Origin of the sequence: Lacinutrix mariniflava, assembly GCF_001418015.1 — a bacterium.
GTDB lineage: Bacteria > Bacteroidota > Bacteroidia > Flavobacteriales > Flavobacteriaceae > Lacinutrix > Lacinutrix mariniflava.
On the sequence record NZ_LIQG01000017.1, the window covers coordinates 252,333 to 275,706 of the forward strand.

20 protein-coding genes are annotated in these 23,374 nt (G+C 31.2%); 4 read left to right on the top strand and 16 right to left on the bottom strand.

The window, feature by feature from the left end:
• Nucleotides 1-44 precede the first annotated feature (44 nt).
• The 5 genes from ASC44_RS02525 to aroC all read right to left on the bottom strand — a co-directional run bounded on the left by ASC44_RS02525 (nucleotide 45) and on the right by aroC (nucleotide 4,422).
• Nucleotides 45-380 carry a hypothetical protein gene (locus ASC44_RS02525; protein WP_055446046.1) on the bottom strand — a complete coding sequence of 112 codons (336 nt, stop codon included), beginning with the start codon at nucleotides 378-380 and terminating at the stop codon, nucleotides 45-47.
• Nucleotides 381-383: 3 nt separating this feature from the next.
• A complete protein-coding gene (locus ASC44_RS02530) occupies nucleotides 384-1,208 on the bottom strand; it encodes a sulfurtransferase (protein ID WP_083476226.1) in 825 nt (274 codons plus the stop codon).
• 136 nt (nucleotides 1,209-1,344) lie between these two features.
• Nucleotides 1,345-2,667, bottom strand: a complete 1,323-nt coding sequence (locus ASC44_RS02535; RefSeq protein WP_055446047.1) for a dicarboxylate/amino acid:cation symporter — start codon at nucleotides 2,665-2,667, stop codon at nucleotides 1,345-1,347.
• Nucleotides 2,668-2,716: 49 nt separating this feature from the next.
• A complete protein-coding gene (locus ASC44_RS02540; protein WP_055446048.1) occupies nucleotides 2,717-3,289 on the bottom strand; it encodes a hypothetical protein in 573 nt (190 codons plus the stop codon).
• A gap of 74 nt (nucleotides 3,290-3,363) precedes the next feature.
• Nucleotides 3,364-4,422 (bottom strand): chorismate synthase, encoded by a 1,059-nt coding sequence (gene aroC, locus ASC44_RS02545; protein ID WP_055446049.1) that lies wholly within the window; start codon nucleotides 4,420-4,422, stop codon nucleotides 3,364-3,366.
• Nucleotides 4,423-4,532: 110 nt separating this feature from the next.
• Here aroC and ASC44_RS02550 point away from each other — a divergent pair, with 110 nt between their 5' ends.
• Both ASC44_RS02550 and ASC44_RS02555 read left to right on the top strand, forming a co-directional pair.
• A complete protein-coding gene (locus ASC44_RS02550) occupies nucleotides 4,533-5,393 on the top strand; it encodes a hypothetical protein (RefSeq protein ID WP_055446050.1) in 861 nt (286 codons plus the stop codon).
• A 111-nt stretch (nucleotides 5,394-5,504) separates the two neighbouring features.
• Nucleotides 5,505-6,347 (top strand): UDP-2,3-diacylglucosamine diphosphatase, encoded by an 843-nt coding sequence (locus ASC44_RS02555; RefSeq protein WP_055446051.1) that lies wholly within the window; start codon nucleotides 5,505-5,507, stop codon nucleotides 6,345-6,347.
• On the opposite strand, the gene ASC44_RS02560 is transcribed toward ASC44_RS02555, so the two are convergent.
• Entirely contained in the window at nucleotides 6,344-9,250 is a 2,907-nt protein-coding gene (locus ASC44_RS02560; protein WP_055446052.1) for an FAD-binding and (Fe-S)-binding domain-containing protein, read from the bottom strand. The two genes, ASC44_RS02555 and ASC44_RS02560, sit on opposite strands and share 4 nt — an antisense overlap.
• Before the next feature lie 115 nt (nucleotides 9,251-9,365).
• On the opposite strand from ASC44_RS02560, the gene ASC44_RS02565 reads away from it, so the two are divergent.
• Both ASC44_RS02565 and ASC44_RS02570 read left to right on the top strand, forming a co-directional pair.
• A complete protein-coding gene (locus ASC44_RS02565; protein WP_055446053.1) occupies nucleotides 9,366-9,851 on the top strand; it encodes a hypothetical protein in 486 nt (161 codons plus the stop codon).
• 102 nt (nucleotides 9,852-9,953) lie between these two features.
• Nucleotides 9,954-10,472, top strand: coding sequence for an OmpH/Skp family outer membrane protein (locus ASC44_RS02570; RefSeq protein ID WP_152973250.1), 519 nt, complete (start codon nucleotides 9,954-9,956; stop codon nucleotides 10,470-10,472).
• Nucleotides 10,473-10,581: 109 nt separating this feature from the next.
• On the opposite strand, the gene bshA is transcribed toward ASC44_RS02570, so the two are convergent.
• The 10 genes from bshA to ASC44_RS02625 form a co-directional block, all read right to left on the bottom strand.
• Entirely contained in the window at nucleotides 10,582-11,727 is a 1,146-nt protein-coding gene (gene bshA / locus ASC44_RS02575) for an N-acetyl-alpha-D-glucosaminyl L-malate synthase BshA (protein WP_055446055.1), read from the bottom strand.
• A 160-nt stretch (nucleotides 11,728-11,887) separates the two neighbouring features.
• Entirely contained in the window at nucleotides 11,888-14,851 is a 2,964-nt protein-coding gene (locus ASC44_RS02580; RefSeq protein ID WP_055446083.1) for a serine hydrolase domain-containing protein, read from the bottom strand.
• A gap of 373 nt (nucleotides 14,852-15,224) precedes the next feature.
• Nucleotides 15,225-16,340, bottom strand: a complete 1,116-nt coding sequence (locus ASC44_RS02585; protein WP_055446056.1) for a TlpA family protein disulfide reductase — start codon at nucleotides 16,338-16,340, stop codon at nucleotides 15,225-15,227.
• Nucleotides 16,341-16,378: 38 nt separating this feature from the next.
• Nucleotides 16,379-17,602 carry a phosphoserine phosphatase SerB gene (gene serB / locus ASC44_RS02590; RefSeq protein ID WP_055446057.1) on the bottom strand — a complete coding sequence of 408 codons (1,224 nt, stop codon included), beginning with the start codon at nucleotides 17,600-17,602 and terminating at the stop codon, nucleotides 16,379-16,381.
• A gap of 33 nt (nucleotides 17,603-17,635) precedes the next feature.
• On the bottom strand, nucleotides 17,636-18,121 hold the full coding sequence (locus ASC44_RS02595) for a hypothetical protein (RefSeq protein WP_055446058.1): 486 nt from the start codon (nucleotides 18,119-18,121) through the stop codon (nucleotides 17,636-17,638).
• Nucleotides 18,122-18,156: 35 nt separating this feature from the next.
• Nucleotides 18,157-19,653: a PH domain-containing protein gene (locus tag ASC44_RS02600; protein ID WP_055446059.1), complete on the bottom strand. Its 1,497-nt coding sequence runs from the start codon at nucleotides 19,651-19,653 to the stop codon at nucleotides 18,157-18,159.
• A complete protein-coding gene (locus ASC44_RS02605; RefSeq protein ID WP_055446060.1) occupies nucleotides 19,654-20,160 on the bottom strand; it encodes a PH domain-containing protein in 507 nt (168 codons plus the stop codon).
• A 408-nt stretch (nucleotides 20,161-20,568) separates the two neighbouring features.
• A complete protein-coding gene (locus tag ASC44_RS02615) occupies nucleotides 20,569-21,360 on the bottom strand; it encodes a (Fe-S)-binding protein (RefSeq protein WP_055446062.1) in 792 nt (263 codons plus the stop codon).
• 223 nt (nucleotides 21,361-21,583) lie between these two features.
• Entirely contained in the window at nucleotides 21,584-21,916 is a 333-nt protein-coding gene (locus ASC44_RS02620; protein ID WP_152973251.1) for a hypothetical protein, read from the bottom strand.
• 142 nt (nucleotides 21,917-22,058) lie between these two features.
• Complete coding sequence (locus tag ASC44_RS02625) at nucleotides 22,059-23,369, bottom strand: 4Fe-4S dicluster domain-containing protein (RefSeq protein ID WP_055446063.1); 1,311 nt, start codon at nucleotides 23,367-23,369, stop codon at nucleotides 22,059-22,061.
• Nucleotides 23,370-23,374: the final 5 nt, after the last annotated feature.

The window sequence follows — 23,374 nt, forward strand, 5'->3', positions numbered from 1 at the left end:
CGGCAATATTTACTAATATAAGAATTTGTATTCCTATGTATTAACTACTCTTTTAATATTTTACGCAGAAACATTAATGTTGATTCTTCCATTCTATCTGCTTCTCCATCTGCATAAAGCAATAATTTAATATCTGCAAAAAGCTCGGCGTAGTCATCACCAAAATAATCATGTGCTTTTACACCTTCAATTATGTTTTGAATGCATTGGTAGTCACTATTTCCGTCAAACTCTTCATGAATAGTCGCAAAGGTTTTCTTATCAACTTTTGTAAGAATAAATTCTTTCTCTTCATCACTCACGTTTAAATCTGCATTGGCAACATATAAAAGTATATATGCTACTAATTCGTTTTTTGACCAATTTTTAGGTTTGTCCATAATTTATACTATTGTTAAACTTCCATATTCTGTCCACGAACCGTCGTAAACACTATTTTTATATCCAGCAACAGTGGCTGCTAATGCTAAAACCGAAGCCGTAATTCCAGAACCACAAGAAAAGACCAGATGTTGTTGGTCTTTTACTAGGGTTTTGAAAATTGATTGTAATTCTTCTTTGGATTTTAATTTATTTTCATTTAAAACCATATTAAAAGGTAAACTAGATGAAGACGGTATGGTTCCACTTCTTAATCCTGCTCTAGGCTCTGCAACAATACAGTTAAAACGATCGTTAGATCTGGCATCAATAATTTTATAAGTATCGTCCTTAGATATCGTTTCTAAGGATTCAAAATGCACAACATTATCAGGATTGTATATTGCTTTAAAATTCCCTTTTGGATGTCCGTTTTTAATTGATTTATCTTCTAATGGAAAACCTTGAACTTTCCACTCTAACAAACCTCCATCTAAAATAGCGACATTATCAAAGCCAAATGTCTTAAATAGCCACCAAGCTCTAGCACTTGAATAAATACCGTAATCGTCGTAAATAACAATAATAGAGTCCTTATTGACGCCTAATGCTTGTGCGTTCTCTTCAAATTGTTCTGCCGAAGGCATAGTATTAGGATAAGGCGCATCAATAACACTAAATTTCTTTTTTATATCAAAAAATTGAGCACCAGAAATTTTAGAATTCGATAATGCTGAAATATCTCCTACAACCTTAGAAATTGTAGCATCAAATACAAGTACATTTTCATCTTGCAAATGATTTTTTAACCACTCTGCTGGAACTATATTTTCTATTGCTTTTAACATAATTACTCTTTTTCTAAAATTAAAATAAGATTTTCAATTCTACTTTTCAAAACTTCTGAAGCCAACATAAACTCATTCATTTTGCTCAATATAAATGATTTACCATGTTTTTTTTATAAAGAATATGTTCTTCTACTTATTTAACAGCTTCATAATTATCATCCCATTCTTTAGCTTTTGGGTTATCATGTAACTTTCCTAAAGATTTTGCAACTATCATTGAAACTGTAGCATCTCCTGTTACGTTTACAACAGTTCTACACATATCTAACGGCCTGTCTACTGCAAAAATTAAGGCTAAACCAATCGGTAATAATTCCGCAGGAAAACCAATAGATTCTAATACAATAACTAACATTACCATTCCAGCACTTGGTACAGCTGCACTACCAATTGAGGCTAATAATGCTGTCGCAATAATTACTAACTGATTAGTAAATGTTAAACCTTCTGGCCAAATAACTTGCATAATAAAAACAGCAGCAATTCCTTGATACAAACTAGTTCCATCCATATTTACAGTTGCTCCTACAGGTAATACAAAACCAGAAACCTCTTTATCTACACCTAAATGCTCTTCTACACGCTCCATAGTCACTGGCAATGTTGCAGCACTTGAACTTGTCGAAAAAGCTAATAATTGTGCAGGCGCAATTTCCTTTAAAAACCATAAAGGTGATTTTTTAACAACAAATTTTATTAGAATTAAATAGAAACCAATCATTAATGCCAGACCCAAAACAACACATCCAGCGTAGTTTAGCAATTTTAAAAGGATTTCGGTATCATCAAAAGCTATAATTACGTTAGCCATTAAAGCAAATACTGCGTAAGGTGCAAATAACATAATTAAATCAACCATTTTCATAACAACCTCGTTAAGAGAATCGAAAAAATCTATTAATGGTTTTGCCTTTTTTTCTGAAATTAATAATAAACAGATACCTACAAAAAGCGCGAAGAAAATAATTTGAAGCATTTTTGCCTGTCCTAAAGATACAAATATATTACTAGGAAAAATATCGACTAAAGCTTGTAATGGTCCAGCATCGTTTTGTGCTGTTGCTTTTGCTAGTTTATCCGTAACTCCAGCATCATTCTCATACTTCATTTTAATTTTAGTAATCGTATCTTGTGACATTCCTGCTCCAGGTTTAACTGTATTTACTATTGATAATCCAATAATAATAGCAATAAGTGTAGTTCCAATATAAATTGCAATGGTTCTTAATCCCATTGATTTAATTTTAGAAATATCTTTTAAATCTGAAATACCTTTAATTAGCGACGCAAGAATTAAAGGAACAGCAATAAGCTTTAAAAGGTTAATAAAGATTTTACCAAAAGGAGCAATCCAATCGGAAACAAAATCTTTACCATCATAAGTATTCATAATGAATCCAAAGATGATACCTAATATCATACCTATTATTATTTTCCAGTGTAAAGCTAATTTCATAGAGTTATTTTTATCTTTCCGAAAAGGCGGAATCTTGTTAGTTAGTTAGTTAGTTAGTTAGTTTTCTTCCTATTGTTTTGTGTCTCCAAACTTCATAGAGGTTACAATCTATATGTTCTTCGTCTGGACTATTAATTGGTAATGCTGTTACTATTTTCTTTGCTTTATCATATTCTGAAATTAATCCAAAAGTATTTAATTCACTTGGAAGAAAAGTTTCATCAAAACCGCCACAGTTAGTTAAAGCACTAACATCTCCTTTTTTGTCTATTAGATCGTAGCCAATAAAATCGTAATCATCGCCTAAGTTGGCTTTATTTTTTGATGGTTCTTTAATGACTGCCAATAAATTAAAGAACTCAAGATGCTCAACCTTACTTAAAACATAGTCTAAGTTATTAAAAAAGAACATAACCATGCCATCGTTGTTAATAATATAGTTCCATTCTTCGCTAGAATCTAAATCTGGAATAAATGCTAAAGCATTTAAAATACCATCTAAAGAAACGAGCTCTTTTAAATGCTCGATCTCAGAGAAGTTTAAATACTCTTTCCAACTAAATCCGGTTTTATTATCCGAATCGTAAGTTTTTAAAGCTGTATAATATATTTCGGGTTTCATACAACGAAACTATTTTATATTAGAAAACTCCCGCTTTACTAAAAACAAGTTCAGTAAAAATATCAGGAATTTGATTAATACATTTTATTAAGCAACCAAAAATCAGCAATAACTATTGCTGCCATTGCTTCTACAATTGGCACTGCTCTTGGTACAACACAAGGATCGTGACGCCCTTTGCCTTGCATTTCTACAGTATTACCGTGTTTATCTATAGTTTCGTATTTCTGTATTAAAGTGGCAACAGGTTTAAAAGCGACTCTAAAATAAATATCCATGCCGTTACTTATACCGCCTTGTATACCACCAGAAAGGTTTGTTTTTGTTGTACCATCATTATTAAATGGGTCGTTATGATCACTACCTTTCATTTTTGCACCGCAAAAACCGCTTCCGTACTCAAAGCCTTTTACCGCATTAATAGAAAGCATAGCTTTACCTAAATCGGCATGTAGCTTATCGAAAACAGGTTCGCCTAAACCAACAGGTACATTTTGTATAACGCAAGTAATTGTACCACCAATAGTATCGCCTTCTTTTTTAATCTCTTTAACGCGAGCTATCATTTTTTCGGCTGTAGCTGCGTCTGGACATCGTATAGCGTTAGATTCAATTTTAGAAAAATCTAAATCTTGATATGGTTTATCTATAAAAATATCACCAACCGAAGACGTGAACGCATTAATTTTAATATCCTTAAGCACCTGCTTTGCAATAGCTCCAGCAACGACTCTACTTGCTGTTTCTCTTGCAGAACTTCGCCCACCACCACGATAATCGCGATGACCATATTTTTTGTCATACACATAATCTGCATGACTTGGTCTGTAAGAATCCTTTATATGTGAATAGTCTTTAGACTTCTGGTTTGCATTTTCAATTATAAAACCTATTGGTGTTCCGGTAGTTTTACCTTCAAAAATTCCTGATAAGAATTTTACCTCGTCCGGCTCCTTACGTTGTGTAACAATTGAAGACTGACCTGGTTTACGTCTATCCATTTCATTTTGAATAGCTTCAAAATCTAATGTAATATTTGGAGGACAACCATCAATTACTCCACCAATAGCAACGCCGTGAGACTCACCAAATGTTGTGAGATTAAATAGTTTTCCAAAGGAATTTCCTGCCATATAAATTTAATTTATGCTAATGTAAAAGTTATATTACAGAAACAAAAATTGTATAATACTTAATTAGGTATTCTTTTTATTAGTTATACTTTTACAAAAAGTCTCATTTTATGAAAAACATTGCATATTCTATATTAATACTAACTATTGCTTTAGCAAACTCTTGCTCTAGTGATAACAACATTAATGATACTTTAAATCCTGGTGAAATTGAAACTAATGATAATTATTTTCCTTCTACACCCAACGACTATTGGAATTATAATGTTACAAACATAGACAATACTACTAATGAAACTATTATAACCCAAGATAGTCTGTATGTGGTTTCTAACTCTCAATCAACATTTATGCTCGATGCAAACAATGGCATACCGGCAAATGGACCTATAATTGGCTTGCTTTCTAGTGGGACTTTAACAAACTCTAATACGACCTTGGTTTTAGACGGAGCTCTAGAGCTTCCTGCTGAAATAACAGATTTAATTGATTTTGATATTGCCCTAAATAACTTTGTATTATATAATACCGAAGCTAGTATTAATACAGTGTTAGCATCTAATACCAATACTATTACGCAAGATTTTAATGGCTACCCATTAACAATAACTTACCAGCTAACCTCTACTGCTTTAGATTTTAATGAAAATTTAAGTCTTAATGGCGTATCCTATTCAGACGTAGTATCCTCTAAATTAGCACTAAATTTAAGTATCGCTACAGAAATTAATGTCTTTGGATTCCCTATTCCTTTAGCTATTTTAGACCCTCAAGACATTTTGGTTTCAACAAATTATTATGCCGTTGGCATAGGCTTGGTTCAAGCAAACTCTAATACAAGTTATCAAATTAGCCCAACAGCCATAAACACTTTAGCTGAAGCAGAAATCACCTTACCAATTCCTTCTAGTGGTTCAGCGATTGTAAATCAAGAGATTGCAGATTATTATGTAGAGATAATACTAAATTAACATACACATTAATTGCTGGACATCAAGATAACATAATGGTCTAGTTTTTATAACATATAGATAATCTTCAAGTCCTGATATTTTTCGAATTTTACTTAAAATTCAAGAACCTTGAGTATAAAACGAAAAGTAGAAGTTGTAGTTATTTCAGATGTGCATTTAGGAACCTATGGTTGCCACGCTAAGCAATTATTAACCTATCTTGAAAGTATTAATCCCAAAACACTAGTTCTAAACGGAGATATAATAGATATCTGGCAATTTAGCAAACGTTATTTTCCAAAACCACATTTAAAAGTTATTAAAAAGATCATGGATTTTGCTGCCAATGGTGTAGATGTTATCTACATAACAGGCAATCATGATGAGATGCTTAGAAAATTTGCAGATACCAAAATTGGAAACATTTCTATTGTAAACAAAAAAGTGATGTATTTAGATGGTAAAAAAGCATGGTTTTTTCATGGAGATGTTTTTGACGCTTCTATTCAAAATGCAAAATGGATTGCCAAACTAGGTGGTTATGGTTACGATTTTTTAATACTAATAAATCGTTTCGTTAACTGGATATTGGTAAATATGGGTAAAGAAAAATATTCTCTTTCTAAAAAAATTAAAAACAGTGTTAAACAGGCCTTAAAATATATAAGTGATTTTGAAGAAGTTGCCACGGATTTAGCTATCCAAAACGGCTACGATTATGTAATTTGTGGACACATACACCAACCTAAAATAGTAGTTAAAAAGAATAAACATGGCGAAACTACCTATTTGAATTCTGGTGATTGGGTAGAAAACTTTACAGCTTTAGAATATCAGTTTAAACGTTGGAAACTTTACAACTATAGCCAAGATAAACGTGCTCCTTTTTTTGCAGATAGCGACATCAAAGAAATGGAATTAAATGATTTAATCGCCGCTATTACCGTTTTTAACCCAAAAGACGTAGTTTAGATTAACGCAGCTTTTAAAATACTTATAGGATGTGCAGCTAATCTATTGGTTCCGTCCTTTATTTGATGCCTACAACTGGTTCCATTAGCAGCAATAACTGTATCCATTTTTGCTTTACGAATAGCTGGAAACAATGTTTGCTCGCCTATCTCCATGCTTATTTTATAATGCTCTTTTTCGTACCCAAAACTTCCTGCCATTCCACAACAACCACTTGGTATAATAGTTACTTTATAGTTTACTGGTAAGTTTAAGACATTAAAACTATGTATTTGGTTACTTTGTGATTTTTGGTGACAATGCCCATGAAACTTAATTGTTTTTTCTTCGGAAGTAAACTGTGATGATTTAATATTACCACAGGCAATTTCATTACTAATAAACTCTTCAATTAAAAACGTGTTTTTTGCTATTGCTTTAGCTGAATCTTTATCGTCTACTAGTTTTAAATATTCATCTCTAAAAGATAAAATAGCTGAAGGCTCAATACCTAAAAGTGGTGTTTCATTTGAAATAATATCTTTATATAAAGTCACATTATCATTCGCTACTTTTTTAGCTTGTTCTAATAATCCTTTAGATAGAAATGAGCGTCCCGACTCGCTGTTATTTATCAGCTTTACTTCATAATTTAGCGCTTGTAAAAGCGCTATTGCATCTACACCAATTGCGGTATCTAAATAGTTGGTGAACTCATCGTTAAATAAGTATATTGTTTTTATTTTTTTTGAATCAACATTATTATTTTTAATTAGTTGAAACTCTTTATCTAAACTATTAATTGAAATTAATGGTAGACTTCTTTTATTGGCAACTCCTATAGATTTCTTAAGTATTGAAGACGTAAATCCATTAGAAAACATAAAGTTTGTAATCTTAGGTAATTTGCTTCCAATAGTATTTAATTTGTTATTATAAGCAAAGAGTTTTGTCCTTAAACTTGTACCGTTTGCTTTTTGATATTGGTATAAAAACTCAGCTTTTAAACTAGCGACATCAACACTACTTGGACATTCGCTAGCGCATGCTTTACAACTTAAACAAAGGTCGAAAACCTGCTTTAATTCATCATGATTAAACTTATTAGCTTTTTCAGAATTTGTTAGATATTCGCGTAATGCATTTGCTCTTGCCCTCGTTGTATCTTTTTCGTCTCTAGTAGCTCGATAACTAGGACACATTGTACCACCAAATTCAGGCAGTTTTCTACAATCTCCAGAACCATTACATTTTTCTGCTTCACGCAGAATACCTTGCGATGCCGTAAAATCTAGAAATGTTGCAACTTCAGGTTCTTTTCTATCTACTTGATACCGCAGATTTTTATCCATTGGAAAAGCGTTTACAATCTTTCCAGGATTAAAAACATTTTGTGGATCGAACGCAAACTTAATTCGTTTTAATAATTCGTAATTAGTACTACCAATCATATATTCTATAAACTCTGCGCGTACAATTCCATCACCATGCTCTCCACTAAAAGAACCTTTATACTTCTTTACTAAAGAAGCAACATCGGTTGTTATTTTTCTAAATAAAACGACATCTTCTTCCTTTTTAAGGTTTAATATTGGCCTTAAGTGTAATTCTCCTGCTCCAGCATGTGCATAATAAACTGCATCTTGTTTATAACCTTTCATGAGCGCGGTAAACTCATTAATATATTGACTCAAATCTGGTAAAGCCACAGCTGTATCTTCAATACATGCTACTGCTTTTTTGTCTCCAATTATGTTTCCTAATAATCCCAAACCTGCTTTTCTTAAAGCATTCGCCTTATCTATTTCTTTATTTTCAAGGCTTACATTAGCATAACTTAATCCAGAATTTTCAAGTGTATTTATAAGAGCTTTTACTTGTAATTGTACAGCGGTCAAATTCTCAGCCTTTACCTCACACATTAAAATAGCTTGAGGATCTCCTTGAATAAATTGTCTGTTTTCGGTTTGTGTTTTATTATTTTTTGTGCAATCTAAAATGGTTTTATCCATCATCTCACAAGTAAACAAATTATGTTGCATTACAGGCTCTACCGCTTTTAAACAGTCGGAAATTGAATTAAAGTGAGCAGCAACCATTATACTTTGACTTGGAGGAAGTTTATCTAGTTTTAACGTAATCTCTGTAGTAAAAGCTAATGTACCTTCACTTCCTGATAGTAGTTTACAAAGATTAAATATTTCGGTTGAATTAATAAGTTCATCTATTGCGTAACCTGTATTTCTTCTATGTATTTCTCGCTTTGGAAAGTTTTTTATTATTTCGTTTTTTGTTTCTTCCGAAGACAATTCGGAAACAATCGTACTATATATATGCCCTTCTAAAGTATCAAGTTCTGTCTTGTTTTTAAGCGCTACTTTTGATAACTCATTAAAAACAACTTCACTCCCATCACTTAATATAGTTTTGAGCTCTATAACTTTATCTCGTGTAACTCCATATCTAATTGAAGTCGTTCCAGAGGAGTTATTTCCTACCATACCTCCAATCATACAACGATTAGAAGTTGATGTATTAGGACCAAAAAACAATCCGAAAGGTTTTAAGTAATTATTAAGTTCATCTCTAACCACTCCTGGTTGCACGGTAACAGTTTGCGTAGTTTCATTAATATCTAAAATCTTAGTGAAGTATTTAGATACATCAACTACAATTCCTGTTCCAACACATTGTCCAGCTAAAGAAGTTCCTGCCGTTCTTGGAATTAATGATGTGTTATTATCAATAGCAAATGCAATTAATTTTTTTATATCGCTATTAGATTTAGGAAATGCTACAGCCATTGGTAACATTCTATAAACCGAAGCATCTGTTGCATAAAGACGTTTCATTAAATCGCTATAATGCAGCTCGCCTTCAAGGTTTTTTTCTAAATTGTATAAGGTTGATTTTTCTATATTCATTCTATTTCCAAATTTAAGATATCTTAACAATTATTAACTTAATATTAGGGTTATTCTTTAAGCATAATCAAAGGGTAATTGTATATTAGTTTTAACTTTTAATTAAAAAACAAAAATGAAAAAAATATTTTTATTAGCTATAGCTATTCTAGGATTCAGTTATGCTGCAACTGCTCAGGAAATTTCTGAAAATGCTATTGGATTACGAATTGGAGATAATGATGGCTTTGGTGGTGAGATTTCTTATCAGCGTGCTTTAGGTGCTAACAATCGATTAGAAGTCGATCTTGGTATTCGATCTGGTAGTGATTATGATGGCTTTAAGCTAGCTGGTCTTTATCAATGGGTTTGGGTATTAGAAGGAGACTTTAATTGGTACGCCGGGGTTGGTGGTGGTGTAGGAAATTATAGCTATGAATTACCTCCTCCTTTTAAAGATGAAAGTGAAACTTTTATTTTTGCAGCTGGAGATATTGGAATAGAATACAATTTCGACATTCCTTTAATTATTTCTTTAGATGCTAGACCTGAACTTGGTTTTGGAGACTTTAGAGACGATTTAGATTTTGATATTGCGCTAGGTATTAGATATCAATTTTAAAAAACAATAAAAATCATTACTTTTGTAAACCATTTCAACTATTTGAAATGGTTTTTTTGTGGCAAGATAATTGCCTTCACTATTAAAATAAATTTACTTACAATGAAACACAAAACTATACTATCTGTTATTCTAGTCAATCTTTTAATCTTCACTGCTTTTGGCCAAACTAATTTAAAAGTTGGTTATGCGGATATTGATTACATTTTGGGAAACATGCCTGAAACTGTAAAAGCACAAGCAGACTTAGATATTGTGAGTAACAAATTAACTACCACCAGAGATTCTATAGTTAAAGATTACAATGTTAAAATGGAAGACTATAAAAAAAATAGTAAGACGTTAATTGAGGCCACTAGAAAAGTAAAAGAAACTGAACTCGTAAGAATGCAACAAGGTCTTCAAGGTTTTGAAGCTGATATTCAAACGGCTGTAAACTATAAAAAGAATTTACTATTAAAACCTATTTACGATAGAATTGGACAGCTAATTACTTTAGTAGCTAAAGAAAACGGATACACTCATATTATTAATTCTCAAATTGATGGTAACAGTGTTATTTTGTATGCTGAAGAAAGTACGGATATAAGTGACCTTGTTATAGCTAAAGCAAAAATGTAATAAACGTAATTATTATAGAAACAAAAAGCACCTCAAATGAGGTGCTTTTTTTATTTCTATATTTGAAATAAAGTTATCGTATTTATTCAATTGCAACAATAATGCGCTGCTAGAGCTTTTGCGTAAACAAGCACGTTTTAAGAGTTTCTTCATATATAGCTTCGTATTGTGGTACTATATTATGGATATCAAACTTCTTTGCTTGTATTTTAGCATTCTTTTTAAGTTGAGTTAAAAGTTTTTCATCTTTTAAAACCATTATCGCATTCTTACTCATCTCATCAATAGCTCCAACCTCGCTTAAATAACCAGAGAAACCTTCCTCGTTTACTTCGGGAATACCGCCTGTGTTACTTGAAATTACTGGAACTCCAGATGCCATGGCTTCTAAAGCAGATAGTCCAAAACTTTCGGTTTCACTTGGCAACAAAAACAAATCGCTAAAACATAGAATTCTATCTATCTCATTACTATTTCCAAAAAATACTACTTTATCACTAATTCCTAATTCTCTACACAATTGTTCTGCTGGTTCACGTTCTGGACCTTCACCAACCATCATTAATTTTGATGGCACTTCTTTTTGGACATTGTTGAAAATATTTATAATATCTGGAATACGTTTAACCTCTCTAAAGTTACTAATGTGGGTAATTATTTTTTCATCTTCATTAGCCATCATTCCACGTTGGCAATCTGTAAAACCGTTTTTAAACTTCTTTAAATCTATAAAATTAGTAACTACACTAATTTTTTGTTTGATATCGAACAAACGTAACGTATCATCTTTTAAACTCTGAGAAACTGCTGTAACAGCATCCGATTTATTAATACTAAATGTAACCGCAGGTTTGTAAAATGGATGATTACCAACTAAGGTAATATCTGTTCCATGCAACGTTGTAACAATAGGCACGTAAATATCTTCTTCTCTCAGCATTTTTTGAGCCATATAAGCTGCATAGGCATGCGGAATAGCATAATGCACATGAAGAATTTCAATTTCATGAAGCTTAACCATATCTACCAACTTACTCGATAAAGCTAATTCGTAAGGCTGGTAATGAAATAAAGGATACTCCGGAACATTGACTTCGTGATAATAGATATTGTCACCCAAAAGTTCTAACCGAACCGGCTGATTATAAGTTATAAAATGAATAGTGTGTCCTCGCTTAGAAAGTTCTAAACCTAATTCTGTTGCCACTACTCCACTTCCTCCAAATGTTGGATAACAAACAATTCCTATTTTCATTTAGTTAGTTTTAAGTATCTAAAGTTTTAAGAATTTAGAGTCTAGAACTCGAACTTAAAACTATAAGATTTAAATTTTGGTTAATTGATTAGTAGATAAAATGAAAAATACTTACAAGATTTTTCACTTAATACATTTTAAAATTTTAGTATCTAATTTTTTATCTTATAATGGCTTCATAAATAGCAGCTTGAATGTTGGTTCTAATATCTGCACGAAGCAACATATTTTTTCCTTTAGACGATGGATATGTTCTATTTGCCATAAAAACATATACTAATTCTTCATCAGGGTCTGCCCATGTATAAGTTCCTGTAAATCCAGAATGCCCAAAGCTCTCCATAGATAAACAACCGCAAGTAGGTCCAGATTCTCCAAGTTGTGGTTTATCGAAACCAATACCACGTCTTACTTTTTGATCACAATAATAACATGTATTAAATTTGTCTATCGTTTCTGGTTTTAAATATCTAACACCTCCATAATAACCTTTCTGTAAATACATTTGCATAATCTTAGCGATATCGTTAGCATTACTAAAAACACCTGCATGTCCACCAACACCATCTTGCATTGCAGCTCCCATATCGTGCACATAACCTTGTACTTTTTGAAAACGATAGTAATCATCCTCCTCTGTAGGTGTAATACGCGTATTACTAATTGTTTTGTACGGATTATAAATGGTATTATTCGCACCTAAAGATTTGTAAAAGTGGTCTTGAACCAATTCATTTAACGGTTTATTATAATGTCCTTCAATATATTGCTTAAGAATATAGTAAGGCAAATCACTATAACGATAACGCAAACGCGATAATAAGTCTGTTTCTTTAATTATCTTCGGAATAGAATCTTGGTAATCCTCACGCATATATAGGTTCTTCGCAATTTTAACATTGAATTTACCTGTAGGCGATTTACGATAGTACTTAGTTGAAGGACGTTTGGTAACACTATCTAAAGTGGCAAAATAAAACGGAATCCAAGGTTTTAATTGCGCATAATGAGACAACATTTTCTTAAATGTAATATTCTTTTTATTCGTGTTTTTATAATATGGCATTGCTTCTGAAAGTTTCGTCTCTAAAGACACAATACCTTGTTCTTCCATTTCCATAAACAATGGTAAAGTAGCTACAATTTTAGTTAATGAAGCGACATCGTAAAGATCATCTCCTCTCACCTTTTGTGCTCCTTTATTATAAGTATGTTTACCGAAATTTTTATTGTAAACTACTTTCCCTTTTCTAGCAACAATTAACTGAATTCCAGGCGTCATTCCTGCATTTACAGCGTGATTAGCGATAGAATCAATCTTTTTTAAACGATAAGAACTTAGACCAACACGCTCTGGTATACTATAACCTAAGCGTTCTAAAGAGTTTGTTTGTACACCATCTCCAACTTTAAAATATGGTCCTGCAGAAACAGGCAATGTTCCTTTTGCTGCTAATGCTCCAAATATAATTTCGGCAGAAGTTTCTTGAGCTATTTTACTATTTTGATAACTTACAACAACACTTTCAATATTTGTAATTGTTTGCAAATCTAACAAAGCGTAAGGTTTAGCAAAAATATCTAAAATCACAGTATTTGTTCTTGCAATCTCGTATAACCACGTTAATTCTTTATCCTTAAATTTGTATGATTTCCACGGATTATCATTCGATTTATGAAAACCTACAATTACTGTATTATAGTTTTGAAGTTTTGCTATTAAATCGCTTAATTTATCGGCTTTTACCTCATGAACTTGAGCGTATTTTTTTAGAGTATTTAAAAAAGGCTCACCATTATCGTCTCCTAATTGAACATAAGCAATTTTTTTAGTTTCTAAATGACGTAATGGTAATAAATTAGAAGAGTCACGTGCAATTGTTATGGCTTGCTCCATTAATCTTTCATATAACATATCGTCATACAAACGGTTTAAATCTTTACTAAGATTAAAAGTAGAAATAGGCTTATAATTATTTAAACCAACCTTGTATTTTGCTTGTAATAATTTTTTTACAGAATGTGCTAAACGCTCTTCGGTAAACAAACCTTTATTATATGCTTTTTCTAGTTTAGCAATACCAGCTTCAGGATCTTCAGACATTAACATAACATCATTTCCTGCTAAAAAGGCCGCCAAATCAATATTGCCAACAGTGTTTATAGTACTTTCTGTCTCTCCGTCTAAGCCATCAAACTTATAATCCGCAGCTCCTTTCATTGTTAAAGCATCTGTAAAGATAAGTCCTTTAAACCCTAATTTCTCAATTAAAATATTAGTTACAATGTTTTCAGAAATAGACGAAGGATAACCAACTCGTGGCTCTAAACTTGGGATGTTTAAATGTGCTACCATAACACTAGACAAACCTTCCTTTATCAGTTTTTTATATGGATACAACTCTACCGAATCAATTCGTTTTGCATCGAAAGCAACCGTTGGCAACGTTAAATGCGAATCGGCTTCTGTATCTCCATGACCTGGAAAATGTTTAGCATTTGCTAAAACACCTGCACTTTGCATCCCTTTCATAAAAGCAGCTGCTTTTTCTGTAACATTATCTCTATCTTCACCAAAAGAACGGTTCCCAATAATTGGATTCTTAGGATTTGTATTAATATCTACAACAGGTGCAAAATTAAAATGAACGCCCAAACGCTTACAATGCTCTCCTAACTGTCTTCCTGTTTGTTCTATTAAAAAATTATCTTTTATAGCGCCAAGAGTCATATTCCACGGAAAAGAATAAGTAGAATCTAAACGCATACTTAATCCCCATTCTGCATCCATACCAATAAGCATAGGCGTTTGTGAGGCAGCTTGTAGTTCGTTATTTAACTTTGCCTGACGATAAGGTCCTCCTTTAGAGTAGATAATACCACCAATTTTATTTTTCTTTATTAAACTAAGCACTTTTGCTTTTTCGGCCTCTGTTTGACTCGAAAAAACTTGCACCATATACAATTGCGCGATTTTCTCGTTTACAGTTAAAGAATTATAAACGCTATCTACCCATTTTGTTTGCCCTTCTACATCTTTTGCTAATAAAGGATTACTAGTTTCTTGAGCGTGAATGGTAGATGTTATAAGGGATAAGGTAAATAATAGGATTAATTTGTGCATAAAAATTTTCAATTTGAGTTACTATATTATTATAGAACTAAAAACTATGCCAAGTTATTATTTTTCGTACTCTTATTAAAGATTTTAATAGAGATTTATGAAGAAATAATGAACACTTAAATACTTCGTTATTTTGATTTAGACTTCTCCTTATATTTAACAATTAGAATCACATAACTTAGTACAAAAATGAACACTGGTATTTGAAACAATAAGTAGTTAAATTTTTCTAGAGGCACTAAAGATAAACGCCTGATTATGTGAGTAATCATTAAAGAAAAACTTAAAATCTGGACTAGACTACTTTTTTTAAATTTGAAAACATTATGTTTATTAGAGCCATAGCGACAAAAATATTTATAAAAAACGTTTATTATTTTAATTTAGAGTTTAGGAATGTTTCTAGCTTTTCTGCTTTAATATCTCTTTCTATTATTTTACCATCACTACTAATTAAAAAAGTAGTAGGAAAACTGATGATATTTAATTTCATTGTTTCTGTTCCATTTTCGTCTAAATAATGTAACCAATTAAAACCTTTTTCTTTTATTAGCGTTTTCCATCTTTGAATTTTATTAGTCTTATCAACTGAAATACTAATTATTTCAAAGCCCTTATCTTTGTACTTGTTATAGAGAGGAATATATTTTGGCATTTCTTCTAAACATGGCTTACAGTTAGTGTACCAAAAATCTAACAATATATATTTATTTTCATTTATATTACCTAGGTCAAAATTAACAAATTCTAAATCAAAGTCTTTTAGAGCTATTTTGTTATTAAGGAAATATTTTTTTCTTGTTTCATCTATGCTAGTACTTAATTTTTTAAATAATTCCGTGTTTTTAATTTCTTCAGAAAAAGAATTCAATGATTGGTCATATAATTTATTATACTTAAGTCCAAATCTTGAGAAGTAATTAGTCATTAACCAAAGAGGCACATATGAATCTGGATTATCATTTAAGAAATCAACTATCATAGTATCTCTTATAGCAGAAAATCGCCTTCTTTCTTTTACAAGTCCAACTGATTTTTTATACAAAGATTCGATAGAATCTAATCCGTTTTTTTTTAGAGATTCATATTCTTTTTGTGCTTTAGATTTCGTTTTAGAATTTATTATAACTTTTTTATCTTTATCTAGAAAACTTACTGTTAATTCGGTAGTTCCATTATCAATAAAAAACTTTTCGGAAAGCCCATCTCCATCAACTAGTAAATCGAACATAATTGGATGTGAAAGTTTTTTTCCCTTGAAGTTAACAAGTCCATTTTTAATAGCACTTTTGAATAAAAAAGGATAAGTTGTATCAAGAAATTTTTTACTAACAAAACTTGGATACATTGACAAGGAGTCTGTTTTTGCATCAGTTTTAATGATGACTTCAAATTCATTAACTTCTTTTTTATTGTTACATGAAATTACAATGTAAAGAAATAGTAATGGGAGTGTGTTTTTTAAAAGACAGGTTATTCTATGTTTCATAATTATTTGTTATTAAAATTAATCTCGTTAATTTTAACTTACTCCAACAAATCAATATGCTTATCATGGTAACCCAACAAATACAATACACCATCTAAACCAATACTTGATATTGAACTTTGTGCATTATCTTTAACCTTAGGTTTTGCGTGAAAAGCAATACCTAATCCAGCTAGATTTAACATTGCTAAATCATTAGCTCCATCACCAACGGCAATAGTTTGGTTAATGTTTAAACCTTCTTTATCTGCGATTTCTTTTAAGTATTCTGCTTTTTTATTACCATCTACAATTTCACCAAGGTAGTTACCTGTAAGTTCTCCATCTATAATTTCTAGCTGGTTTGCATACACATAATCAATGCCTAATTCTTTTTGAAGGTAATGACCAAAATAAGTAAATCCTCCAGATAAAATAGCTGTCTTAAACCCGTAGCTCTTTAAAGTGTCTATTAAACGTCTTGCTCCTTTAGTAATTGGTAAATTTAAAGCAACGTCTTGGAGAACATCTTCTTTTAATCCTTTAAGTAGTTTCATTCGTTCTTTAAAACTCTCATTAAAATCAATTTCACCTTGCATTGCAGATTCCGTAATTGCTCTTACCTCTGCTCCAACACCTGCCAAATCGGCTAACTCGTCTATTACTTCGGTTTGAATTAATGTAGAATCCATATCAAAACATACCAAACGTCTATTACGTCTATAAACGTTATCTTCTTGAAAAGCAATATCAACATTTAATTCTCTAGAAATCTCCATAAACTTCTCAGTTAACGCAGACTTGTCCTCAATTTCACCACGAATAGATAACTCTATTGATGCTCTTGGATACGCGTCTTTTTTAACAAGTGAAGTTCTTCCTGTTAATCGTTTAATAGCATCTATATTTAAGTTTTTTTCTGAAATAGCCTCTGTTACTTTAGAGATCTGTTCGGCAGAAAGTCTTTCTCCTAAAATTGTAATAATGTAACGGTCCTTACCTTGAAGCGATACCCATTTCTCATAATTTTGTAGTGTAATTGGTGTAAACTTAGCTTGAATACCCAATTCGTAAGCTTTAAATAATAAATCTTTTAAAACAGGAGAAGAATTTGCACCAGATTGTATTTCAAAAAGTATCCCTAACGATAAAGTATCGTGAATGTTGGCTTGTCCAATATCAAGAACTTTTGCACCGGCCTCTGCCAATACAGCTGTTAAGTTTGATGTTAATCCTGGTTTATCTTGACCTGAAATATTTAATAAGAAGATTTCGTTATCCATAAGCATATTAAAAGAAAGGTTATTGTAAATGAATTAGTTTAAAAATCTATTATGCCAGCTATCACTAGCAGGCACTTCCCAATTCTCATTTAACTCAGCGATATTTGTAACTAAATTATTAAAAACGATGGTATTTTTAGACACCGCTTTTTGTTTAGCCATGGCTCTAAAATCTGTTAAAGTTTTATAAGCAACAAATTCTCCTTGTTTGTAAGAAACATTCATTTTATCCATTAAATCTACTGAATATTCTTTTTCTAATTGCTGAATGAAGTGTACAGAAGCGTCAATACTGCAACCAGTTGCAGCTTGAGTGTCTTGGTCTATTGCAAGGATAATAAAACGTTTGTATCTAATATCAAAACCTGCATTTAAGTCACTTCCATGAGCTGTCCAATTGGTTATAAAAACCTTTAATTTCTCTCCTATTTCCTCTAATTCTGTTTCAGAAAAAGAACGATTGGCTTGATATATCCAGATTTTAGAGTGTTCTGGTAACGTATTGAATTCTACTAACATTTTTTTTTAATATTTAATAGTACAAAAATAGCACTTTACATCCAATCTTTGCGCTGTGATTCAACTTGATATAATAAGAAGTTTACAATTTCATTTGCACGACTTTCTTTTACATATATAATTTTAGTAACCTTTGAAGCTGTGTAAACTTCAACACTTGCAATGTTTCTTAATTTCTGAAATACCGTTTGCTTTGTTGCGACCGCTTGTATTTTGTGTATTTCAAGTATTTCAGTTAATGTAGAAATTGAACCTCCTCCAACCACTAATAGGTTATTATTTAATGTGTAATACGACTTCTTGTATTTCCAATAGATCATTAAAGAAAGTAATGGTATTACAAAAAAGTTAATAATCCAAAATAGATTTTCTAATACAAAAAAAGCGATGGAATTAAAAAGTGCAATTGGTATTAAGGCAGTTAATATTAAAATACGAATGTAATACCGTTCTGGTTTTTCTTTTTTAGAAGTTATAGAAAACGGTTGCATGAGTTTTTCAACTAAATAATTTACTTGCAACTGATCCAAACCAATAATTGAAAAATGTTTCTGTAACTTTTTGTCTACCATTGCTTGTTTTATACGCAAGGTGTTTAAACCAAAGAAACGCTTTAGTCTATTGTTTTCTATTTCTATATTTTGAATTCTTGAAGGCGATAAAATAATTGCAACTTTATTAAATAATCCTTTTTTAATTTCTATCGTCTTTTTATGCTCAATAACTTGTAAATCATAATTAAGTAGAAAAGTTTTTGAAATTGAAAAAAGTATTGAAATCGTCAAGGTCACTATTAAAATTCCAAAAATTATAAATATTAAAGCGCTAATAGAACTCTCATTTTGTGTGATTAATACTTCAATTTTATCACCTAATTTTAGCTCATCAATAAAGTCTTCATAAGTAGAATATAATCCTCCAATAAATCCTGCTATAATTAAAAAACTCTTAATATGGTTTTCACTAAATCCTTCTAATAATAATTTTTTAATGGAGGCTCTATAGTATATATGTTGTCCTTGTTCAGTTTCATTACTCGCTTCTTCTGTACTAATAGAGTTTATATTTAACAATAATTCGTCCTTAAGTGCCTTAGCTTTATTTCTACTTAAAGCAGTAATCTTAACTTCGGCTTTAGCATCGCCTGCGGTTTCTATATCTAATTGTACAACATTTATTATTTGCTGAAGAATGTTTTGCCTAATATAGATATTTTGAATTTTTGACTTAGAAACTGTTATTTCCTCTTTATTTAAAATACCTTTTGAAAGCTTAAAATCGTCTCCAGAAATATGAAATTTAAAATTTAAAAACTCAAGTACCGATCGTAATAAAATGAATAAAAAAATAATTGCAATCGCAGAAAAGGCTTGATATTTTGATAGACCAAATACCTTTTCGCCCTTTATTAAATAATAGGAAAAACCCGCAATTAGCAAAAATAGGCTTTTAATAATTTTATAACTATTAAATCCAAAAAGTATGGCAATACCTCGAATAGATTGTCTTGATGGTTTTTTAAAATCGTACACCTAATTAATCTTGGTAGTTAACAGCTCGTTTATTCTGGTAGCCTCTTCAAAAGTTAAACCACTAATGGATAAATCTCCACCAGATTCACCTGCTGTATAAACATGAAGTGATGCTAAGCCAAATTTCTTAGCAATAAAACTTTGCTTGGTTTCTAGATGTTGAATTCTAATAAAAGGGACTGTTGTTTTTTTGTAGTTTAGTAAACCTTTGGCGTATATAATGTCTTGAGTTCTTAATGCATAACCACGTTTTTTAAAACTTAGAATACTAAAGATGCATTGCAATACAAACACTAGAGATAAAACAGTAATTACATACCAAAATACATTAGAGACCCATTCTTCTCTTAAGAAGGTTTTTACCAAGATTACAACTCCGAATAGAATAACATATTGAATGCAAATATTTATAAAAAGTATTTTTAAATAACGTTTAGAAATAGATATAAGCTTAACGCTTTCTACTTTAGGAATTGTGTCGATATCTATTTCTAGGTTAGTGAACATAATTAATCTTCTTATTTCTTATTTTTAAAAACTAAATAACCAACAATTGTCCCGTATAAAATAAAAACGTTAACACAAAAGAATAAGGCTTTACTAAAGTGCTATTCTTTTGCAACTGCATCCATTTAGGAAATACATAGAAATAGAAGTTTAAAATATGGTTTTAAAACTAAATAAAATCCTTTCCTTTTATTCTTCACTTAGTGTAATCATTTCTTTTTCTTATAATTATGTCTAAAAGATATAGCCATAAATAACCCAAAAAAAAGTGAGTGAAATATAAATTTAAAAATAGAAAAAGGATCTTTTGACAAATAATCAAATCCAGCCATAAAGGTGGCAAAAAACAAACCACTAAATACTCCCGTTTTAATAATTGCTTTTAAAGATTTTGTCTCTCTTTGCATATTATAAATTTTGAGAACTCGCTATAAGTTCTGCAATATCCATAACTTTAATTTCGTTCTCTTTTTCTTTAACCTTTACACCGTCAGACATCATAGTCATGCAATAAGGACAACCTGTTGCAATAATATCTGGTTTGGTTTTTAAAGCATCTTCAGTACGAAGCTCGTTAATGTCTTTATCTCCTTTTTCTGGTTCTTTAAACATTTGTGCACCTCCTGCTCCACAACATAAAGCTGTAGATTTACTACGTTTCATTTCTAGCAATGTAGCATTTAAACTGTTTAATACATCTCTTGGCGCATCGTATTCTGAATTAGCTCTACCTAAATAACAAGGATCGTGAAAAGTAATACGTTTCCCTTTGTAATCGCTATCTTTAATCTCTAGTTGCTTTGAGTTTATTAACTCTTTTATAAACTGTGTATGGTGTAATACTTCATAATTACCTCCTAAACCTGGGTATTCGTTTTTTATACAATTAAAAGAATGTGGATCGCAGGTTACTATTTTCTTTACTTCATAGCCATTTAACACTTCAATATTCATTACAGCCTGCATTTGAAACAAAAACTCGTTTCCTGCTCTTTTAGCTAAATCTCCTGTTGCACTTTCTTCTGTACCTAAAACAGCAAAGTTTACTTTTGCTTTGTTTAAAATTTTAACAAATGCTTTTGTTATCTTTTTTGCTCTATCGTCGTAACTTCCAGCAGAACCAACCCAAAATAAAATATCTGGTGTTTTACCTTCTGCCATCATTTCTGCCATTGTTGGCACTATTAGTTGTTCGCTCATGCTTACGAGATTATTTGTTTATTTTCTTTTTCTTTATAATAAATAGAAACCAATGTCTTTAAAAAATATTAATAAAAAACCCTGAGTTGAAAATTCTATTTTCTACTACTCTGCTACTTGATAACTTCCTGTTTGAATAATAAACAACAAAATAGTTTTCGTTATTAACAAAATGAAAATTATTAGCTTCTTAGTTTTTTTTTAAAATCTTAATTAATATTGACTATTCGTCTTCTTTTATACCTGCAAAATCTGTTTTTGCTATTCTTATATAGACTGCTATCTTTTTTTTGCCGTCTTTTAATTTGTTCTTTGGATCGTTCTTTTCGCTATCCGTACGCCTTATTGCATCTTCTCCTATTAAGTCTAATTGGTTTTTAGAACAGTAATCGCAAAATACTTTTTTTAATTTTATATTTAACGCTTCTCCATTTCTATACTCAATTTCGGTATAGGCTTTTATTTGTAACGAATCTTTTTTAAAACCTTGAGCAGAAACTAGTGTACAACATAGAAATAGCACAAAAATTAGTGTGTATTTATGTGTATTTTTCATTGTTACTCGTTTTTTTATTTGTTTCTATGCTAAAACTTAATAGTTAGTATTCCCGCGTTAAGGATTGATGCGGCATCCTTTTTTTTCTTAAAAAAAGATATAGCGGAAAGCCTGACCTTTAGGTAACGCCCAATATATTATTTTACTCGTCTTTCCATTTTAATCTATCTTGTTGGTTGTAAGGCCAAGGTGCTCCATTGTTCTCAATATTAGTCATCATATTATTAAGTTCCATTGGTGCCGCACTTTCCTCCATTACAAGGTAGCTTCGCATTTCCATAATGATATTTAATGGGTCGATGCTTATTGGACACGCCTCTACACAAGCGTTACAACTTGTACAAGCCCAAAGTTCTTCGGGTGTAATGTAATCGTTTAATAATTGCTTTCCGTCGTCTACAAATACGCCTTTATTAGCATCTATATTCTTACCTACCTCTTCTAGACGGTCTCTGGTGTCCATCATTATTTTACGCGGAGATAATTTTTTTCCTGTAAGATTTGCTGGACATTCGCTTGTACAACGTCCACATTCTGTACAAGAATAGGCATTTAGTAAGTTTAACCAACTTAGGTCTTGCACGTCGCTGGCTCCAAATTTAACTGGAGGCTCATCGGTTGCATCTTCTGCTGGTGCTGCGTATGGATCTGCGTCAGGATCCATCATTAACATAACTTCTTTTGTTACCGCATCGTTATTAGGAAACTGTCCTTTAGGCGTTAGTTTACCAAAATACGTGTTTGGAAATGCTAATAAAATGTGTAAATGCTTTGAAAAATATAGGTAGTTTAAAAATATTAATATACCTATTATATGCAACCACCAAGCGCCTCTTTCTATAATATGTAAGGTTTCTGGGTTGTCACCAAATAAGGGCGAAATGAATTGACTAATTACATTTCCTGAGTTTGCTAGTTGAAATGATACATCTGTAGCATTCATTACCAAAAACAAGGTCATTAAAACCATTTCAAAATATAGAATAATGTTTCCATCGTTTTTAGGCCATCCTTTCATTTCAGCACTCATAAAACGTTTAAGTTTTATAATGTTTCTTCTAATCCAGAAGATTACAACTGCTATAAATACTAGGGTTGCTAGTATTTCGAATGTTCCAATTAAAAAACCATAGACTGATTCTGGTAAAATTTCAGAACCTATTCTGTGCGTACCAAAGAGACCATCGATTATAATTTCTAAAACTTCAATATTTATAATTACAAAACCTACATATACTATAATATGAAAAAATCCTGAAACGGGACGTTTAACCATTTTGCTTTGTCCTAAAGCAATCATAGCCATGTTTTTCCAACGTTGTGGTTTATTGTCGTTAATCTCTTGAGCTTTTCCTAATTTAATATTTCGGAATAACTTTTTGACATTGCTGGCAAAATAACCAATGCCTGCTATAAGGATAATGGCAAATAGTATGTTTGGTAAATAATTCATTTTTG

Bases quoted from the DNA above. Each gene is read 5' to 3' on its own strand.
- ASC44_RS02525 (WP_055446046.1), bottom strand. From the start codon at position 380: ATGGACAAACCTAAAAATTGGTCAAAAAACGAATTAGTAGCATATATA.
- ASC44_RS02530 (WP_083476226.1), bottom strand. From the start codon at position 1,208: ATGTTAAAAGCAATAGAAAATATAGTTCCAGCAGAGTGGTTAAAAAAT.
- ASC44_RS02535 (WP_055446047.1), bottom strand. From the start codon at position 2,667: ATGAAATTAGCTTTACACTGGAAAATAATAATAGGTATGATATTAGGT.
- ASC44_RS02540 (WP_055446048.1), bottom strand. From the start codon at position 3,289: ATGAAACCCGAAATATATTATACAGCTTTAAAAACTTACGATTCGGAT.
- aroC (WP_055446049.1), bottom strand. From the start codon at position 4,422: ATGGCAGGAAATTCCTTTGGAAAACTATTTAATCTCACAACATTTGGT.
- ASC44_RS02550 (WP_055446050.1), top strand. From the start codon at position 4,533: ATGAAAAACATTGCATATTCTATATTAATACTAACTATTGCTTTAGCA.
- ASC44_RS02560 (WP_055446052.1), bottom strand. From the start codon at position 9,250: ATGAATATAGAAAAATCAACCTTATACAATTTAGAAAAAAACCTTGAA.
- ASC44_RS02565 (WP_055446053.1), top strand. From the start codon at position 9,366: ATGAAAAAAATATTTTTATTAGCTATAGCTATTCTAGGATTCAGTTAT.
- ASC44_RS02570 (WP_152973250.1), top strand. From the start codon at position 9,954: ATGAAACACAAAACTATACTATCTGTTATTCTAGTCAATCTTTTAATC.
- bshA (WP_055446055.1), bottom strand. From the start codon at position 11,727: ATGAAAATAGGAATTGTTTGTTATCCAACATTTGGAGGAAGTGGAGTA.
- ASC44_RS02580 (WP_055446083.1), bottom strand. From the start codon at position 14,851: ATGCACAAATTAATCCTATTATTTACCTTATCCCTTATAACATCTACC.
- ASC44_RS02585 (WP_055446056.1), bottom strand. From the start codon at position 16,340: ATGAAACATAGAATAACCTGTCTTTTAAAAAACACACTCCCATTACTA.
- serB (WP_055446057.1), bottom strand. From the start codon at position 17,602: ATGGATAACGAAATCTTCTTATTAAATATTTCAGGTCAAGATAAACCA.
- ASC44_RS02595 (WP_055446058.1), bottom strand. From the start codon at position 18,121: ATGTTAGTAGAATTCAATACGTTACCAGAACACTCTAAAATCTGGATA.
- ASC44_RS02605 (WP_055446060.1), bottom strand. From the start codon at position 20,160: ATGTTCACTAACCTAGAAATAGATATCGACACAATTCCTAAAGTAGAA.
- ASC44_RS02615 (WP_055446062.1), bottom strand. From the start codon at position 21,360: ATGAGCGAACAACTAATAGTGCCAACAATGGCAGAAATGATGGCAGAA.
- ASC44_RS02620 (WP_152973251.1), bottom strand. From the start codon at position 21,916: ATGAAAAATACACATAAATACACACTAATTTTTGTGCTATTTCTATGT.
- ASC44_RS02625 (WP_055446063.1), bottom strand. From the start codon at position 23,369: ATGAATTATTTACCAAACATACTATTTGCCATTATCCTTATAGCAGGC.